This window comes from Colwellia sp. MB02u-10, assembly GCF_014077185.1.
Lineage (GTDB): Bacteria > Pseudomonadota > Gammaproteobacteria > Enterobacterales > Alteromonadaceae > Cognaticolwellia.
Window position 1 is genome coordinate 1 of the sequence record NZ_JACGVK010000072.1, and the last position, 19,323, is coordinate 19,323.

Genomic DNA, 19,323 nt, shown 5'->3' on the forward strand with positions numbered 1-19,323 from the left:
CTACAAAAAAAGCACAAAAAGCACAAAAAAATCACAATAATAATCATAAAAAATCATAAAAAATCACAAAAAAAGCCCAACCCCAAAGGATCACCCGCAGGCCCTTTGTAGGTTGGACTTCAGTCCAACAAGTTAAATGAAATTTAACCTCGTCAACAGCACATTAACCATGACTGTCTGCGTTATTACTCCCGGTTATTCATGATACAAACCTTATAGCGCAGATCAGGTACCGCAATAGGTATGATAAGAGTTATCGCCTTCAACAGGTGCATCTTGATAGTGTTTAGTATCAGTAATTTCTGTATAAGGTTGTCGTAATACCGCTAAAAATTTATCTAGCGCCGTTAAATCACCAGTTTCTTGGCAAGACGCTAATAGCGCTTCAACATGATGATTTCTTGGAATAACAACAGGATTAGTGCTTACCATTAACCTGTGTGCAGCCGCTTTAAATGACTCAATTCGAGCATACCAGCGAGGTAACCATTCATTAAGCATCTCGGCTAGTGGCGCTTCAATCTCACTTTTGTTCAGTGCCTTCGTTAAAGCAGTGAAGGTTTGTGTGTAATCTAACTTTTGCTTTTGCATAATGGCCAGTAAGTCATTAATCAACTGAGCATCACCTTGCTCTGGTTCATTAATGCCAATTTTAGCCGCCATCATAGTCAAGTAACCTTGCTGAATATCTTGATGAAATTGCGCTAATAACGGCTCTATTTTCGCTACTGCATCATCTTCATCGCTAGCCACTAAGGGTAATAAGGTTTCGGCTAGTCGTGTCATATTCCACTGAATAATGCCTATTTGTTTACCAAAAGCATAACGACCATTGCGATCAATTGAGCTAAAAACAGTGTCTAAATCATAAGCATTCATCATGGCACACGGGCCGTAATCTATGGTTTCTCCTGAAATAGTCATATTGTCGGTATTCATCACGCCATGAATAAAACCCACCCTTAACCATGAAAGTACTAAAGGTATTTGCTTTGACAATACAGCAGAGAAAAATTTAAGCACTTGTTCGCTACTAATATCATCAGCCGTTGTTTCATCATCAGGGTTTTTAGTTGTTGCCACCTTCTGTTCAACCAACAATGCTGGGAAATGTCGATTAATAGCATAATTTGTCAATTTTTTAAGCGAGTCAGTATCGTTACGCGCCGAAAAATATTGAAAAGTACCCACTCTGATATGGCTTGTCGCGACGCGGGTAACAACAGCGCCGTCATAAGGTCGCTCGCGATATACATTTTCACCGGTAGTAACCACAGCTAAACAACGCGTAGTTGGCACACCAAGCGCAAACATAGCTTCACTCATCATATATTCGCGCAGCGCTGGGCCAAGCGCACAACGACCATCACCTTGACGTGAAAAAGAACTAACGCCTGAGCCTTTAAGCTGAATATCCCAGCGTTGCCCCTCGGTATCAGCAATGTCACCTAATAAATGTGCACGACCATCACCAAGATGCGGATTAAAGTTACCAAACTGATGCCCAGAATAAGCTTGTGAAACCGGCTTACTTCCTTCAATTAATTGATTACCTGAGAAGTATTGTGCGATAAGTTCAGCATCATCTTTTTGACTAAAAGGGATAGTTAAGGTTTTTGCTAAGGTTTCGTTCCACAATAATAATGAGGGCGCAGCCACAGGTGCAGGAAATGTTTGCTCTGAAAAGCTGGTGCCAAGTGCTTGGTAGTTATTAGACAGGTTTATAGTCATTTATCTCTCTGGGTAAAATTTTTATTGATGGGTTGATAACAATTAAAGATGCTAATTTACTATCAAACTTACTGCAAATTCACTGTAAATTCACTATGCCACCCATAATAACTATAAGCAATAATGGCGTACTGATTGGAGGGTTTTGTTTGCACTCAACATACAAAGAACACTAAAATGTCTTTGCTTTATAACGCTAGCTGTAACGGGCGCATTTGCAGTGAGCGCAGCGAACGAAAAACGCGTCCGAGTTAACGCCATTGTTCGGGCTTGCTTATCTTTTCAGATATTGAATTGAAACAGGCGGAAAGCACTCAAACCCTGGCTTTGCAAAAAGATATCCCTGATATAAGGACACCCCTAATTTATTTAAAAAGTCGAATTCCTCTTCGGTCTCAACTCCTTCAGCGAGCACATCTATGCCAAGATCCAGACAAACATCAGATATAGCCCTGACGATTGATTGCCGTGGACCATTTTTATCAATATTCCTCAGCAAATACATATCCAGTTTTATCAAGTCAGGCTGCACATCTGCCAGCAAGTTTAAACCGGCATATCCTGCACCAAAATCGTCAATTGCGATTGTTGCCCCTATTCTACGCAACTTATTTAGTGCATTCCACAATTCATTGGAGCTAATAATTGCTTCGCTTTCTGTAATCTCTATGATGAGTTTTTTGGCATCTATACCGTGATATTGAGAAACGGCAACTGTGTTTTCCACATATTTCCCGCCTTCAAATAAAATGGAACCAGGTGTAAAGTTTAAACTTAAACTGCACTCAAGCCCAAGGTTAGAAGCTAGCTTTATAGCGCGCTCTCGACTAGCTTGATCGAATTCCATTAAGCGTTCAGTGGGCACTTGGTCAAAAATGAAACCGGGAGGTTCATTATTTTTTCCTCTCAACAACACTTCATAAGAAACCACTTTGCCAGCGTCAATATTAATGATTGGTTGGAATGCGTGAGTATATTTAATATTTTTGATTATTCCAATCTCCATCGCCCTTGCGCAAAAGCATCAAGAATCTTCTTTGCTCTACCTTTGTTAATATTGACCAGACACGTATTTTCAGTGAAAAAATCGTTTGTTCCGTCAATTTTCGCCAACTCCTGTCTCGATAGCGATGCAAAACCCATGGTCCAGTCATTAAATCGGCGCTCTGGTATAACTTCAGATATTATCTTTACAATACTGCCATGTCGACCGTCTCCGCTTATAGTCGAAAACAGCTGGTTTATGGTTTTTTCTTCGCCTTCTATGACCTGTAAAAAACTACCGCTATCAGAGACTAACATTCCGGTGACATCCAGAGATTTGTTCTTATTTCTAGATTTTTCCAACAAAACCACTATATCGTGTTTGGAAATGTCGATAGAGGCTTTGCTTGCGTAAATCAAATATATCAGTTCAGTCATTATTGCCTCCTGATTTTCTATTCGCTCTAACGCCAAATAACAGGCTAAGTAATGGTCAGCTAAAATTGTATAGCTAAGCGTAACTAACTATTACGTATTCTTGTTGATTTTATTGCTATATTTCGTACTCTACACCATGACTTTGCTACTGTAAATACCAAATAATTTTCATGCCGATTACTTTATTGCAACACTTGAGCTAAACAGATTTATTCAAAAAAATAGTGCTTCCGGTATATATCCTTCAATTGATCAGCATGCAGCTTCAGAGTTAAATAATACTAATAATCATATCTGTAAAAGACACGGCTTAGCCTGTGATTTCATTATTAATGGTTATGAAAAGCAAATAGATCAAGTTATGCTATTTATAGTGACTATTTAAGCTTTGATTAGTGACTATTTAAGCTTTGATTAAATTTACTATTACGCAAATGATAAACCATTACATGTAAGCGTAGAGAATGAATCAGAAAGGCACTTATAAATCATGAATATCAGCAGCAAGGGCAAGCGTATTCCTGGAAGAAAAGCTTACGGCAATGAAGCTAAAATAGAACAGAAGAACTAATACAATGGATGGAAAGACCATCGTTCAACATTTACCGCAATTCTAGTATCTTCTCACACGCTTGTTTCAAAGGTATATCAGCATACCTCCCTAATGTGCTGCGAATCGCTTTATTATGATACCTATAACGATACTAAAAAGTTAATCTACTATGGGCTGAAATATGAATACTGAGCATTTCTTGGTCAGCTATTACATTGAAACGTTTAAGATGTTTTTGATTTAATAAAAAATTTAATTTTCAGTTACTTCTTTAGTCACTTAGTGCCAATTTACTGCCTTATAAACTTTTATAACTGAGACACAAAAAAATCATCTCCGTGGGTCACAACTAGGTACACTTTTATTTATAACAGTAGAAAACTGATACCCAATGTTACACAACAACAGATAAAACTGGGTTTAACGGTTGATTTATATGAACAAAAAAAGAGCGAAAAATCACACTGAGTAATGCGATGACCCAGCCAAGTATCTTGTGGCACTATGATGAAACATAGCCGCTATAACTAGCCTTTGAAGAACGACAATCTATTCTATACGCCTCAATGTACACGCTTTTATTTAGTGCGGATTAAACAAGAAATAAATGAACTAATTCTAGCTGAATCGTGCTTTTTTTTAAGAGGGTGTGAGTGATATTGATTGTTTTTTAGTTCGGTTTAGACCGGTGATTTGCAAAAATGGCCTCCTCGGCGGGATTCAAAGCCAATAAATCACCTATTTTCCACATTGAGTGGTATTATAGTTGGTAGTCCTACATTCATGCCTTCAAAGCTAATTAATAATTGATTTTCATGTGTATATTAATTTTATTGATATCTAACTTGAAGGCAGCCTTGAGTTAAATTTAGGGATTATTATAACTCTCTACGCTTTTGCTTTACTAACTCAACAGGATAAAAATGACAATTTCTATATTAATTTGTGATGATTCGAATGTGGCACGAAAACAACTCCAAAGAATACTTCCTGAAGGTTGGGCCGCAAACTCACAGATAGTAAAAAATGGCCAAGAGGCACTTGATGTGCTTCGTACTGAGAAAATAGATCTTTTATTTCTAGATTTAACCATGCCGGTATTAGATGGTTTTAGCGTATTAAAAATAATGCAAGCTGAAGCTATGGTTATCAATACCATTGTTATTTCTGCAGATATTCAAGACGAAGCGAAAAAAATAGTTGAAGCCGCCGGAGCATTAGATTTTATTAGAAAACCTATCTCTGCAACCACATTAATAGACATTTTGAAAAAGCATAAATTACTATGAAAAATAGTTTCAATTTTACTGAAGATCAACGAGACTATTTACAAGAAATTTGTAACATAGGTATGGGGCAGGCAGGCAAATCGCTTTCTGTGCTATTTGAACAATATGTTACTTTATCTGTGCCTTCGATTGAAATTTTTGCAGCAAAAAGTTTAATTACAACATTAAAACGATTGATACCGGCTGAAAAAATATCGGCGGTCCGTCAAGGTTTTTATACTCATGTAGTAGATCCTAATATTTGTGGTGAATCCATTACCATATTCAGCAACACCGATTTCGAACAGCTGGCACAATTAATTGATTTAGATGACGAAGTCACGTATGAAGTTCAAGAAGAAATGCTCCTTGAAATTTCAAATATTATCAATGGTGCTTGTTTGTCGGGTATTGCGCAACAAATATCAGAACGTTTTTTTAGTACGCCACCATCGATGATGGGGCAATCCATCATAATCGAGAGTTTACTCAATAAAGATCACTTGATATGGGATCATGCGCTTTCTATAAAAATACAATTCATTGTCGATAAGCATTCGTTTCATTGTGACTTATTGCTTTTGATGCCAGATTCTTCGGTTGAATACTTACAAAATGTTTTAAACCGGCTTATTGATGAGTTGTAAATATTATGATGAATAAATTTTCTTACACTAATAATGTTATTGATTGCGTTGATAGTGGCGTTTTTGTTGTAGATAAAGATTTTACTGTGCATCTGTGGAACGACTATATGGCTATTCGTTGTCAGTTCACCTCTGATGATATTGTTGATTTAAATCTCTTTGATTGCTTTCCTGACTTACCTCAAAAATGGTTTGAAAGAAAAATTAAAAGTGTGCTAATTTTGAAGAGCCCGTCTTATTCTGGCTGGGAACAAAGACCTTACTTATTTAAGTTTCCACATGGCCGCTCTGTCACCGGTGGTGTTGATTTTATGTATCAAAATTGCTGTTTTACGCCCATATTTGACCAAGATAATAATGTTGAGTATGTTTGCGTTACCATTAAAGACGTGACCGATATCGCAATAGCCACCATGAAACTCAAAGATACCGTCATGGAATTAAAGCGTATCAACAGTATTGATGGTTTAACACAACTGTATAACCGATCTCATTGGGAAAAATGTTTCCGAAATGAAGTGAGTCGAGTTAACAGATATGAACACCAAGTTTCTCTTGTTATGTTTGATATGGACTTTTTTAAAAAAATCAACGATCAGTACGGCCATTTATGTGGTGATGAAGTACTGAGGCAAGTGGCGCTACGCTGTACTGAATCATTACGTTTAAGTGATGTTATAGGGCGTTATGGCGGTGAAGAATTCTGTGTATTTTTACCCGGTACCGATTTAACTGGCGCAGCCTATATAGCAGAAAAGCTAAGGCATATTATTTCTGATACACCTGTCTATTATGACTCAAAAGCCGTTTCTATATCGGTCAGTATTGGTTTTACCTGCTCTCGTTCATCAGACAATAATTACGAAACACTTATTCATGAAGCAGACACCGCTTTATATGCTGCAAAAAACAGTGGGCGTTCTCAATGTGTTAGCTTTTTTGATTGCGATGTTTAAGTTAGCCACAAAAACTAACGGCTAACCTTATTATTCGTCTAACAGATTAAACAGTTAGCAGTTCCTCTTAATATATAAGTATATAAGGTAACGCACTAAAGCATAGCTCGCTAACCTTTACTCTAACTCGTCATACAGCGCGCTCTATATTCAAAGGTTTTTCCTGTACTTATGGCGGGCAGTAAGAGGTAAGTATTAAAAAACAGCTTAAAATTTTCTTTGCTGCTGTTTTTTAATACTTTCTTGATTACTGACTGCTTTATCAAAAATATAAATCCTCATTTATCTCTTTCTTAATTTACTATACCCTACAGCAAGTAAGCGTTTAAAATAAAAAGGATTTTCATGAATACCACCGGTATCTACGAGCAGTTAATTACGCAATTAGTTGAGCAAAACTTAGATAGAGAAACTTTCCATGTTGGCGAACGGTTATTAGAGGCTGGCGAAGCAGCAACCTGGTTATCACGTTTCTTAACCCGCTTGATTGAAATTGCTATGGACTCAGTGCCCAATGGCGAGTCTAGAATTCATGATCAAATAAATCTCGCAAACACTATTGTTCAGTGGCTTAGCGCGCACATTAAAGATGAAGCCTTAATCACTGATAACTTACTTGATAGCCAAGGCAAAATTCTTACCGCGTTATTTGATAAATCAAACCCCATTGCTGCTGACTTACCCAAATACGTAGACGCGATTATGCCGAGAACCGGGCTAACGCAGAGTGAATTATTTTGCGGTAGTAATGTTGGTGTTTCACTAGAGACTGAAATTAAAAGAGAGATTCAATCGTCAGATAAAATTTATTGGCTGGTATCCTTTATCAAATGGACTGGCATTCGAATATTTAAAAATGAATTAGAGTCTTTCGCCCGAAGCGGCAAAAAATTAAAAATAATCACCACCTCATACATGGGCGCTACCGATGCAAAAGCGGTAGAGTTTTTAGCCTCATTACCCAACACTGAAGTTAAGCTTAGTTACAATACTAACCGTGAACGCCTGCATGCAAAATCGTATTTATTTATGCGCAATACTGGCTTTCATACCGGTTATATTGGCTCGTCTAATTTATCGCATTCGGCCTTAACCAGTGGCTTAGAATGGAACCTTAAAATTACCTCGCAAGAAATACCGCATATCATTGAAAAATCGCTCAGCACTTTTGAAACCTATTGGGAATCACCGGATTTTGAGTACTTTGATGGTAAAGCAGCAAGCCGTGAAAAATTAAACACCGCCCTACAAGAAGCAAAAGGCACGTTCAATAACGCAACGCCAAGTTTTTATTTTGATATCAAACCACACTCGCATCAGCAAACTATATTAGAAAAATTACAGGTTGAGCGAAACTTGCATAATCGCTACCGTAACTTAGTGGTTGCCGCAACAGGCACAGGTAAAACCATTATTTCGGCTTTTGACTTTGCCCGTTTCTATACTAAAAATCCCGAAGCAAAGTTTTTGTTTATTGCCCACAGAGAAGAAATATTAAAGCAGGCACTCGGTGCTTATCGTGGCGTATTAAAAAATAGCGCTTTTGGTGAGTTATGGGTTGGTAATAACAAACCAAGCAAATATCAGCACCTCTTTGCCTCTATTCAATCGTTAAATAATCAGCTTAACAGTCAAACGGAACCGTTAGCCTTAAGTGAAGATTACTTTGATTACATTGTTATTGATGAAGTTCATCATATTTCAGCGAGTAGTTATCGCACAGTATTAAAGCACTTTAGCCCACAAATACTCTTAGGATTAACCGCAACACCCGAGCGCCATGATGGTACTGATATTCTCAGTGATTTTTGTAATGTTATTGCCGCAGAAATACGATTACCTGAAGCGATAAATCAACGCCATCTTTCACCCTTTCAATACTTTGGTATAGATGATGATACCGACTTAACTAAAATTTCGTGGTCTAAAGGCCGTTATGATATTGCCGAGTTAACTCACCTTTATACCTATAACGACCAAAGGGTTTTGCGGATTATACAAAGCTTGCAAGAGGTAGTTACCGACATATCACAAATGCGCGCCCTCGCCTTTTGCGTCAGTAAAGAACACGCAAAATTTATGGCGCAAAAATTCACCCTGCATAATATTGCTTGTGATGTATTAACCAGTGATAACAGTAGTGAACGGGAGCACCAGCAACAGCGACTTAAATCAAAGCAAATAAATGTATTGTTTGTCGTTGATATATTTAATGAGGGTGTCGATATTCCAGAGCTAGATACCTTGCTGTTTTTACGCCCTACCGAAAGTTTAACGATTTTTCTACAGCAACTCGGCCGAGGTTTACGCTTAACTGAAAATAAAGAATGTTGCACTATTCTAGATTTTGTCGGTAATTCACGGCCAGAATACGACTTTTCTAGCAAATTTAGAGCATTAGTAGGGAAAACCAATCAGGCCATTGGCAAAGAAGTGAAGCAAGGCTTCCCTCACCTGCCCTTAGGTTGCCGCATTGAATTGCAAGAAAAGACGCAAGCCATGATCTTGAAAAACATCAGCCAAGCGTCACTAAACAGAAATAGGCTATTCAGCTTAATAATAAGTTTCCAGCATGATACAAAATTACCGTTAACACTAACTAACTTTTTACATCTTAACGATAGCATTACCTTAGAAGATATTTACAAGATCAAAATTGGCACATTTGGCGGTTGGTCAGTATTAGTTGCTGCAAGCAAGAACAACGAAATAGCACTAGAGAATAAAGCACTTTATGCGGCTTATTATCGAGCCATTAATAATAGATTATTAAACTGTTCATCAATTTCGTATTTACGTTTTATTAAAGCACTTTGCGATAACGATTCTTCAATACCGGCATTCAATTGTGATAACACAGAGCCAAACGTCCAACAGCACCAACAACAGTTTGCCTTAATGTGTCACTACGATTTTTGGGACAAAGCAGGCAAAAAAAGTGCGAGTGATGACTTATCTGAAGGTTTAAGGGAAAGCTTAGCTGCGCTGAAAAACCCAACACTTCAAGGTGAGTTAAGCGAGGTTATTTCAATACTTATTGAACGGCTTGAAGTCAGTGAGTTTGCTATGCCAACGGTGGGTAACTCGAAAGTAGATGCATCACCACTTAACATGCATGTTCGCTACCCGAAAGAACATATTCTTGTAGCGTTTGGCGATAGCACTTTTACTAAAAAATCATCAAGTCGTGAAGGTGTGTTAAATATTGCTAACGCTAATACCGAGTTGTTATTTGTAACCTTGAATAAGTGCGAAAAACAGTTTTCAGCCACCACCATGTACCATGATTACGCCATTAGCCCAACCTTGTTTCACTGGCAAACTCAGAACAGCGCACGACCCAATTCAGGCCGAGGTTTAGGTTACATTCAACAGAAAGAAGCGAAGAAGATCATCCTGTTATTTGTCCGTGAACAAGGCAAAGATGAAAATGACAGAACTATGGGTTTTGTCAATTTTGGCCCAGTAGATTTTGTGAAATATGAAGGCAGTCAGCCGATGAATATTACATGGAAGTTAAAACATCCCATGCCAGCGTACTTGTGGCATGAGACGGCTAAGTTGGCGGTGGGTTGATAGGCTATAGACTCATCAAAATTGTACTTAACCATATGTATACAATTAGAAGTGTATTTGATCCCATCCACTTCACTAAGATTTAACTTCATTAAAATAGTATTATTTTTTTTTCTTTGGTAGCCACATATTGTGATACTGAGATAATAACTTTTGCAGTTCCTTATTCACATCATCATGCTTTTGGGGGTTTCTAGATTTCGATAGCTGTCTTTCAATAAATTTTGAAGATAATTTGATAATGATAATTCCCTTTTCAGAGTATATCTCGCGAACCCATTTCACTTCCCTATCCTTTGAAATGTTATTATCATGGCCTCTATTTACTATAAAAGCTATTTTATGCTTATTGTTGTCAATTCTTGTTGCAAGCTCTGTATAGTCATTCTTCTCTAATAACTTTTTGTTATGGATATCAAACATAATGTCATCGGTTTGATAAACTTGTGATATTTCTTTCCACACAGTAGCATTACTCATGTTACGAGCAATAATGGTAGAGTAATTTAATTTATCCGATATTTTTATATTTACCAAATTTGACGCAAGTAATATTTTCAATGATTTAAACACCCATGAATTAAATTCATTTCTATCATCTAAACCGTCATTTATTGTATTTAATTCAGACATAAGGGAGCCGATTTTTTGCTTTCTAAACTCCTGATCTTTCGAACTTACCTCAATATCGTATTCATCATGTATCTCTTCTGCCTGAGCTAAGTTCATTTCCATATTAGAGCCCAGTGCTAATAAATAACAAGGATGTATCAGAATCTTTGAGTCATCAGAAAAATCACGATCGGGGTCTTTACCATCATGACAAAATACATATGATGAAGACTCATCATTATAAATCCCTAGAAAACCTACACTATAAAGCCTTTGTATTACTTGATTAGGATTATTTGATAATATCAGATCCTGTAAAATCAGTTTGCTTGCTATTGATTCCATTTTCAAAGCAACATCTACTAATACACATGCTTGAAGTATTGTCATTTCAGGAGATATATTTGTAAAACAAGCTGTGAACTTGTCTAAAGCAGGAAACACAGTTTCATATTCTTTATGGAGATCCATCAAACGATTATTAGAAATTATTTTAGCAGTAGCATTTAAATCAGCTAAAATAATATTGTTTCGACCTTGATTCTTTGCACGAAGGAAAGCGTCATTTAGTAAAACTAAAATATCTCTAGGTCTATACAAAGTTAATTGTAAAGCAATTCTAAAGCCTCTGGATCCTTTTAGCTCATCAGCAGTGTGCCCCCCCCAAACTCTAGCATTATTTTCAATGGTAGTTTTAAATGCAAATCTTAACCTATTACATACTAAATTGAATAAGTTGTATTCATCCCAGTGTATGCGTAATGTTTGACCTTCAATATTTCTAGTGAAATCAGGATCATTTTTCGATATTGCGCGATAAATATTATCTCTGACAAAGGCAAAAGCGATAACTTTTTCATTTAAAGAGTGCTTTATATCAATAACGGACTGTATGAAACCGTCTACTATAGCCACGCCTAAGTCATCAGGGGTGTATCCTTCATCAAGTTTGTCTGCAAATAATACAAATTGAATATTTGCTTTTTCAGTTGCTTCAAGGATCACCTCTTCAAGTAGTTCTAATTCAAATGAATCAGATAAATCTGCAATTCTTGACTCAGGCGATTTATTAGGATCATCAGTTTCTAAAATAGATAATAATTTTTTTCTAATCTTACTAGCAATATTTCTTTTTTTGGGGCCCCATTCGATTAGATGAGATTGGATACTAGATCCATCTAAAAATGATTTAAGTTTATAATGAGCAGCAAGTGAAGTTATCACTTCCATATAAATAGCATATCGCCATGCTAATTTACTTCCAGCTTTAACATGTAGGTAGTTATTTCCAAAAAGCTTTAAAACATCCCTAAGGCCTATAATTTGCTCTTCTACAGGCGTAATAACTAGAGTTTCTGTTTTGGGTCTATTTTGCCAGTGTTTTGATAACATGTGGACAAGAGCACTTTTCCCAGTCCCTCTCCTTCCAACAATAATACAACGATCGTAAGATTCTAGGAGTGCCTTATATTCTATAGTTTGCCAAAATGCGCTTTCCAGCATGCTAACATCATGTTCGGCCCTAATATCGCCAAGTATATTTCCTTTCATATCCTACCCATTATTATCACTTATCTGATCACTTCAACAACTTGCTTTCGGCCTTTTTCTGTAATTGAAAGCATTCCTTTGTCACAACTTTGTATATAATCACCAGAGATCAATGCATCAATATGATATTTAAATATACCTTTTTCTATTTTTAAGTAGTCCATTATATTTTCAGGTTTTGTACTAATAGCTAAAGAAAATAGGGACTCTAATACTTTATTTTTCTCTTCAACTAATAGCTCTGTAGATACTACTTTTTTTTGTCCTACTGCAATTTTTTCAATTGCCACTCTAAGGTTTCTTACAGGTGTTCCCATTGCAGCATCTATTGATTCACGGCTCCAATCTGCATCATAATCAATAGTATTAAATCCAGTTAAATCACTAGGCATTTTAGGTGCCCCTTCACCCCTAGGAATTAGAATAAAGCAGTTATTTCTTCCATAACGCCCTATAAACATCCCCAATTCAAGTAATAAATTATCACGTGCAACAGGTAGTTGTTCATCCCTACGTAAAATAATGTCATCAGGAGTCATTACAAACAGACCATATTGATGTTTATCTAGCGCAGCTTCAAGTTGTTCAAGGGGATATCCATTCGCCATGAAAGTTCCTTGTGTCCAAACTTCAGCTCTTATTGAACTGTGCTCTAATATTGCTTTTACTGAGTCTGCAAAGACTAACCCTTCGACAGAAGAGCCAATAAATAATTTGTGTTTATTGATCATTGATAACTACTTTTAGTTGGAAATAATTGGTAAGTTTATTACTTTAAGTCTTATTGTTTCTAGTTAAAAACTCGCGATTAATTGGATAAGCATGAATAGCTCAGCTACCCCCCTATAAACACTTACACTTACACTTATAAATACAACAATATACTATAAATCATAATGTTATCTATTTATAAGTGTATTAATATTTATTATCATTGAAAAATTTTCCTAATAATAAATCAACTCGAATTTATTAGTGTTTTAGCTATGGTACTTAATAGGTCAGAGAAAATTTAGCATCACCACTCTCTCAGTTGCTGCATTTCTTTCAATCGTCCACGTTGCATCGTCAAAGCCTCAAACAAATCATCTACTGACGAGTTATCTGAATGTAGCCCTGGCAGTGCAATATTAGCCTCAGCGAAAAATCGTTTCTGAATCTGATCTTCTGGTTCCAACCAAGCTACTTGCCACCAGTGTTGAATTCTTTCTTTAGCCTGCTTTAATTTTTGCTCGGTTGGCAATCTATCGCTTTTTTGATTGTTCACTTGGCTATCGGTTGGCAGTAAATTCCATAAATCGTTATTCGGCCAGCGAGCAAAAGGCATGCTGTGATCAATATCGTATTTTTGTTTTAATGATTTAGCCGACCACACACATTGTATTTTTTCGTCTTTTGGCAATGCGTTTTGTATGAGTTCAAAACGTTTACGTACCTCAACAGTTGTGCGTTTAGGCTCTTCCCAGTTTAATGCTTGGGCTAATTTATATTGATTTTCAGGCGATTTATATTGAGCATTACCGGCATAACTTGCCATGGTTTTTACCCATTCATTCACCAGTACAGGTTCAATCCAACAGGCGTAGCGATTAAACGCTAACCAAGTTGATTCAGGCAGTGAAAATTCGCCCCACTGTTCAAGGGTTTGTAAATCAAGAAAGATGCTGTCTTTGGCTTTTACCGTTTTGCTGGCTACTTCAAATACGGTGTTATCACTATTGGCTTCTCTATTAGGGAAGGTGATATAACGACATGGCATCGTTTTAATATTACTGACTGCCGCAGAGAGTGTTTTGTGTAGTGCTATAGCATCAACACCGGAAAACAAGTTACCAATGCGGTAATCAGAAGATTTTAGTTCCGTTAATTTATGCCAGCCATCTGCCTTCATAAAACCCATGTTTGGGTTTTTATTGGGTGTTTGAAAAAGTTTATGATCATCTATTAAGTCTTTGTACTGATGACACCAATACAGCGCGACTAAGCCTACGGGTAAAATAACGCGATCGCCAAATGGTGATGGCTCTCGCCTTAGCACTGCGCCTGCATGACCATCGGCAATTCTTAATAAAACTCTAAGTAAGGCCAGTTTATGGGTTGCTGCTTTGCCATCGTTTAGTGCGACATGGCGAATAAAAGGAAAAGCGCCCGTGCCATCGTCTGGCATTTGCAATACTAGGGTTTGCCATGAAACGTGATCACGGCCGAGTTTGTCTGATTCTTTTTGTGTTTCTAGTTTAGTAAATAGCCCAACATCGCTCGCGAGTTGTTTAAGTTCGTCAGCGCACACGGTATGCATTTTACGTTCGTTGCGATCCTCAATGGTTTGTCCGTGCCTGAGAGAAACAACCAGTTTACCACCGGGTTTAAGTAAATTAGCTAATTTACGTATTGAGCGAGCACGATCACTTACCGGGATGTGCATCCAAACTGCGCTTAACAGGATTAAGTCAAAGCTGACTTCTTGTTTGGTGATAACGCTTAATGCGGGTAATGAATCTGTCAGCCACTTTACGTTAAGTCCTGTGGTTTGCCGTGCACCAAGTTCAGCCAATAGGTTGGCAGGTTCAACAGCCACTACTTGAACCTTGTTTTCGGTGCCGTGAGTTTGTGCGGCAAGTTGCGCTATATGTTTAGCATCGCGACCAGAGCCTGCGCCAATATCAAGAATACGCGCATGAGCATTTTTTATAACGGATGGCAAAAGTTGCGACCAGCTTTGATGTACCTCATCAAATGATTTTGACAGGTATTGCTGGGCTAGCTTATTGGCATTTTTATTATAAAATTGAGGAGGCAAGCGCGGGTTCCTTTCGCGTAGGTATTTTTATTATTCCATTGTGACACAAAGCTTATCCACATTGTTGTTTTCTATCAATGCATTACAAATTAATACAATTATATATCTTCATGTAAATTAGAGAGTAAATTCAAGAAAGCGTTAGCTCAGATATCTTTGATACCAGTATTTCCATTACAATAGAAGGCTAGTTGACGTTAAGTATCATTAACGTCAACTCTCGTTCTTATTTTTCATTGTGAATATACATAATTATATTATTTAACATGAAAACATTATTGGTAATTACTAAAGAAGAGGCAAAACGGATACGAAAATAGCCACTCAATCAGTTATTATTTATGACTTATTAAAGTTATTAATCCCATAAAGTTATAATTAATTCGCTAATTATTATTTTCATAGATTACTTAATTTTCAAGTTATTTTGAATGTTCAGGCATAAAAAAACCACCTTAAATGGTGGTATTGTATTTTGGTTAGGTCTTGATTAAATTAACCAAGACCTATATAGGCTAAGCCTTTAAAGCTAATGGTGTGACAGGATTTCCCTGTAACTCCATATTCTCAGCTTCCCATGTATCAATATTTGCTTGCATGTTAATCCAAATAGCTACACCTGTGCCTGTCGCTTCAGATAAGCGTCTAGCCATAGCATGTGAACATTTAGATTTTCCATTTGTGAATTCGCTTAATGCCTTCCTTGTTATACCTAAACTTTTCGCTGCTGATACTATAGATATCCCTCTTTCATCTAATACGGTCATTTTAAAAAATACACCTACATGCGAAGGTTTTCTAGTTGATCTCATTTTTTTCTCCAATAAACCCTTACTTAGCATATAAAGGCTATAGCTCTTTTGCACATTTTCATGCAAATTATATAGAGGAAAAGCGTCACTGCGCTTTTATATTTTTTCCGTGGTAATCAAGATAATCAAGTAGCACCGCACCATCGTCTTTTATCTGGAACGTCACTCGATAATTACCGTTAACAACGATGCTATAAACACCTTTTCCTGACCCTTTTTTTTGTGCAAATTTATGGCCATAAAGAGCCTGTAAGTCAACTGGATGGTGGGATGAATTTATTGCGTCAAGTATCATGCCTAATCTAGCTATATGCTCTGTTTTTAAGCCTTTTCTTTCATCGTAATAGAAAAAAGCTTCAAGCTCTTTGTTTTTAAAACCTTTAATCGCCAACTTTTTGTACTCCCTTGTTCTCGTATGTAATTGTTAAAAATCTTTATAGTTAAAGTCATGGTTTTTCCTTGATTGTTTGAGTTGTCATCAAGAACACTTTCCTAAACTATTGAGTATTTATTAACTTCACATAGAGGGGTGGGTAATCAGTAACGAGATAACAGTAACCCGCAACGTTACAGGCGTCAACTTTTATTTATGTTTAACTAATCAGTTACAAACAGCTAACGATCCAGGTTTAGCTAGATATTCCTTTGGTGTTTTTTCACATTAGCTGAGATATCAACTTGGAATCGATACCTGTAACGCGAGCGAGTTACCGTTAATATATATTAACGTTAGTTGTCCTGAATCTTAAGTGGTGTAGGCAAAAAGCATTATTTCTATGTCGCTTTATATCCCAAACCACCATGGAATAATTAAATTTATGTCCTCTGTATTATCGGAAAGTTGACCCTTAATATTTTGACTGGTCTTATTCCGCTTAGCGCACCAAAGAGACATGCTAGTTAAAGAATAAATGAGGACAGAGTAAATTGAAACATTCACCACTCTCTCAATTGTTGCATTTCTTTCAGTCGTCCACGTTGCATCACCAAAGCTTCAAATAAATCATCTACTGATGAGTTATCTGAATTTAACCCCGGCAAGGCAATGTTAGCCTCAGCGAAAAATCGTTGGCTTTGGTTCTTCTTATTATTTAAAAAATCTGAGGGCTCTAGGGTTTTGAACTCGTCATCAAGCCAAGCAACTTGCCACCAATGTTGAATTCTTTCTTTAGCCACTTTTAATTTCTGCTCGGTTGGCAATCTATCGCTTTTTTGATTATTCATTTGGCTATCCGTTGGTAGTAAGTTCCATAAATCGTTATTCGGCCAACGAGCAAAAGGCATACTGTGATCAATATCGTATTGTTGTTTCAATGATTTAGCCGACCACACGCATTGTATTTTTTGGTCTTTTGGCAATGCATTTTGTATGAGTTCAAAGCGTTTACGTACATCAACAATCGTGCGTTTAGGCTCTGCCCAATTCAGCGCTTGGGCTAATTTATATTGATTTTCAGGCGCTTTATATTGTGCATTACCGGCATAACTTGCCATGGTTTTTACCCATTCACTGACTAGTACAGGTTCAATCCAACAGGCGTAGCGATTAAACGCCAGCCAAGTCGATTCAGGCAGTGAAAATTCGCCCCACTGTTCAAGGGTTTGTAAATCAAGAATACGCGCATAAGCATTTTTTATAACGGATGGCAAAAGTTGCGACCAACTTTGATGTACCTCATCAAATGATTTTGACAGGTATTGCTGGGCTAGCTTATTGGCATTTTCATTATAAAATTGAGGAGGCAAGCGCGGGTTCCTTTCGCGTAGGTATTTTTATACTTCCATTGTGACACAAAGCTTATCCACATTATTGTTTCCTATCAATGCATTAAAAATTAATACAATTATATATCTTCATGTAAATTAGAGAGTAAATTCAAAAAATCAACTGGTTCAGATTCATTTGGTGAGTGATTGTTATTACCATAAATGGCCATCATTATTGCAACCATATCCATTAGCGCGTTAGCGGCCTTTCGGTAGTTGTTTGACTCTTTGGCTAAAATACTCTGTGCTACCCAATGCCGCATTCCGTTTGGATTAATAGAGCCTTTAATACCTAAAACTTCACAAACCAACATCCAGCTAAAGGCTCTCTCAGTAAGTGAATTAGTCAATAACTTTGCTCTTTTTTAAACTGTTGTCGTTTAATTAACTCTGCGGTTGGAAATTTTAGAATAGGTACTCTGCCCAAGCCGCCTTAGAAAACTAAATATATATGATTAAAGCTCTGTTCCAGTTAAGTGTTGGTGCTACTAAGTTGCAAGAAGCTTAAATACAGGCTATATTTAGACCACTAAAAGCAAAGTAATAACGGTGAATTATAATGAGAGTAGAAACTATCAGTTTCCTAAAAAAAAATGCGGCTAATCTTCCTCTCGAAGAGCCGATGACCATTACCCAGAATGGCACACCCGCCTATATTATTGAATCTTATGACGATAGAATGCGTCGAGACGAAGCTATTGCCTTATTGAAGTTGGCATCTTTCTCTGTTGACGATACGAATAACGATCGTGTGATATCTAGCGCTGATCTCAAACAAGGTTTGGCCAACCGTCGTTCGTATTCAAAGGGCGAAAAATGATAAAAAATGAAGTTCGGATAGAATACACTGAAACTTTTAACAATCTTTTGAATGACCTTATCGATCACTTAAGTCCTTATTCGAGTGAAGAACAGGTTATTATTCGTGTTGAGGGTTTCATCGAACGATTTGAAAGCCTAGTGAGTTTTACTTCAACCGCCGCGCCGATATCTCAACCTCTGTTAGAGCTTGGTGTCCGTACGTTTAGAGAGTTCACAGCAGATGATTTCAGACTTCTATACCGAATAAAAGAAGAAAGAAATAGCGTCAGGATTATCGGTGATGTCATCATTTCGCAAAAGCAAGATATACAACAACTTTTGATTAATTATTGCCTACTACATAAATAAAATCTCTATGGCTTTTATATACCGCGATCGCCCCATAATCTGTGCAAGCTATTAAGCAGTTACTTCCCATAGCCATTTTTTAAAAACACAAAGACAAGTCGCTTCCTGCGTAATGATGCAATTATTTAACTTTATGAAACTCATCAAATAGTTAAAGACGATAATTCGCTACTGTTTAGCACTTTTGTTTCACTCAAAGAAGAACCAAGTAAAACCTAATGTAATAACTCATTTTCTGGCATCACGCAAAGACACATTAGGATAATGCCCTAATCTCAAACAGTCAGCTTTATTGTTATAACTAAATCTGAATTGCCAAGCAATTTTGCCTTTTGCAGAAACTCTTATACTGATAGAGTCTCGATCAGTAACCTCGAAAGGTTTATCATGGCTCTTATTATGATATTTCTTTAATATAGGATGTGATAGCTTCATCCACTACCTACACAAGGGTTATT

At 36.9% G+C, this 19,323-nt stretch carries 16 protein-coding genes and 1 pseudogene; 6 read left to right on the forward strand and 11 right to left on the reverse strand.

The window, feature by feature from the left end; translation table 11 throughout:
• Positions 1 to 225 precede the first annotated feature (225 nt).
• From H4J59_RS01885 to H4J59_RS01895, 3 genes are all read right to left on the reverse strand, one after another.
• The gene (locus H4J59_RS01885) at positions 226 to 1,731 is read right to left on the reverse strand and encodes a YdiU family protein (protein WP_182236359.1); all 1,506 of its coding nucleotides are present in this window, start codon (positions 1,729 to 1,731) and stop codon (positions 226 to 228) included.
• 274 nt (positions 1,732 to 2,005) lie between these two features.
• A complete protein-coding gene (locus H4J59_RS01890; RefSeq protein ID WP_220469692.1) occupies positions 2,006 to 2,737 on the reverse strand; it encodes an EAL domain-containing protein in 732 nt (243 codons plus the stop codon).
• A complete protein-coding gene (locus H4J59_RS01895) occupies positions 2,722 to 3,153 on the reverse strand; it encodes a BLUF domain-containing protein (RefSeq protein ID WP_182236361.1) in 432 nt (143 codons plus the stop codon). The genes H4J59_RS01890 and H4J59_RS01895 overlap by 16 nt, the downstream gene beginning before the upstream one ends.
• A gap of 1,476 nt (positions 3,154 to 4,629) precedes the next feature.
• Between H4J59_RS01895 and H4J59_RS01900 the strand changes: the two genes are divergently transcribed.
• From H4J59_RS01900 to H4J59_RS01915, 4 genes are all read left to right on the forward strand, one after another.
• Positions 4,630 to 4,995 (forward strand): response regulator, encoded by a 366-nt coding sequence (locus tag H4J59_RS01900; protein ID WP_182236363.1) that lies wholly within the window; start codon positions 4,630 to 4,632, stop codon positions 4,993 to 4,995.
• A complete protein-coding gene (locus H4J59_RS01905; protein WP_182236365.1) occupies positions 4,992 to 5,621 on the forward strand; it encodes a hypothetical protein in 630 nt (209 codons plus the stop codon). Before H4J59_RS01900 ends, H4J59_RS01905 begins: the two co-directional genes overlap by 4 nt.
• Positions 5,622 to 5,626: 5 nt before the next feature.
• On the forward strand, positions 5,627 to 6,577 hold the full coding sequence (locus H4J59_RS01910) for a GGDEF domain-containing protein (protein WP_182236367.1): 951 nt from the start codon (positions 5,627 to 5,629) through the stop codon (positions 6,575 to 6,577).
• A 345-nt stretch (positions 6,578 to 6,922) separates the two neighbouring features.
• A complete protein-coding gene (locus H4J59_RS01915; RefSeq protein WP_182236369.1) occupies positions 6,923 to 10,153 on the forward strand; it encodes a DUF3427 domain-containing protein in 3,231 nt (1,076 codons plus the stop codon).
• 102 nt (positions 10,154 to 10,255) lie between these two features.
• On the opposite strand, the gene H4J59_RS01920 is transcribed toward H4J59_RS01915, so the two are convergent.
• From H4J59_RS01920 to H4J59_RS01950, 7 genes and pseudogenes are all read right to left on the reverse strand, one after another.
• The gene (locus H4J59_RS01920) at positions 10,256 to 12,316 is read right to left on the reverse strand and encodes a P-loop ATPase, Sll1717 family (RefSeq protein ID WP_182236371.1); all 2,061 of its coding nucleotides are present in this window, start codon (positions 12,314 to 12,316) and stop codon (positions 10,256 to 10,258) included.
• Between the two features lie 20 nt (positions 12,317 to 12,336).
• A complete protein-coding gene (locus H4J59_RS01925; RefSeq protein ID WP_182236373.1) occupies positions 12,337 to 13,047 on the reverse strand; it encodes a TIR domain-containing protein in 711 nt (236 codons plus the stop codon).
• A 287-nt stretch (positions 13,048 to 13,334) separates the two neighbouring features.
• Positions 13,335 to 15,116 (reverse strand): methyltransferase domain-containing protein, encoded by a 1,782-nt coding sequence (locus H4J59_RS01930; RefSeq protein ID WP_182236375.1) that lies wholly within the window; start codon positions 15,114 to 15,116, stop codon positions 13,335 to 13,337.
• A gap of 515 nt (positions 15,117 to 15,631) precedes the next feature.
• A complete protein-coding gene (locus H4J59_RS01935) occupies positions 15,632 to 15,928 on the reverse strand; it encodes a HigA family addiction module antitoxin (RefSeq protein WP_182236377.1) in 297 nt (98 codons plus the stop codon).
• 85 nt (positions 15,929 to 16,013) lie between these two features.
• Positions 16,014 to 16,319, reverse strand: coding sequence for a type II toxin-antitoxin system RelE/ParE family toxin (locus tag H4J59_RS01940; RefSeq protein WP_182236379.1), 306 nt, complete (start codon positions 16,317 to 16,319; stop codon positions 16,014 to 16,016).
• 545 nt (positions 16,320 to 16,864) lie between these two features.
• Positions 16,865 to 17,542: pseudogene (locus H4J59_RS01945) on the reverse strand (HNH endonuclease domain-containing protein); the annotation flags it as partial.
• Positions 17,543 to 17,772: 230 nt separating this feature from the next.
• Complete coding sequence (locus H4J59_RS01950; protein ID WP_182236382.1) at positions 17,773 to 18,045, reverse strand: hypothetical protein; 273 nt, start codon at positions 18,043 to 18,045, stop codon at positions 17,773 to 17,775.
• Positions 18,046 to 18,254: 209 nt separating this feature from the next.
• On the opposite strand from H4J59_RS01950, the gene H4J59_RS01955 reads away from it, so the two are divergent.
• On the forward strand, positions 18,255 to 18,515 hold the full coding sequence (locus tag H4J59_RS01955; protein ID WP_182236384.1) for a type II toxin-antitoxin system Phd/YefM family antitoxin: 261 nt from the start codon (positions 18,255 to 18,257) through the stop codon (positions 18,513 to 18,515).
• Positions 18,512 to 18,865 (forward strand): type II toxin-antitoxin system RelE/ParE family toxin, encoded by a 354-nt coding sequence (locus H4J59_RS01960; protein ID WP_182236386.1) that lies wholly within the window; start codon positions 18,512 to 18,514, stop codon positions 18,863 to 18,865. Before H4J59_RS01955 ends, H4J59_RS01960 begins: the two co-directional genes overlap by 4 nt.
• Positions 18,866 to 19,093: 228 nt before the next feature.
• Here the strand turns inward: H4J59_RS01960 and H4J59_RS19765 are convergent, their stop codons facing one another.
• Positions 19,094 to 19,300 carry an Arm DNA-binding domain-containing protein gene (locus tag H4J59_RS19765; RefSeq protein WP_182236388.1) on the reverse strand — a complete coding sequence of 69 codons (207 nt, stop codon included), beginning with the start codon at positions 19,298 to 19,300 and terminating at the stop codon, positions 19,094 to 19,096.
• Positions 19,301 to 19,323 lie beyond the last annotated feature (23 nt).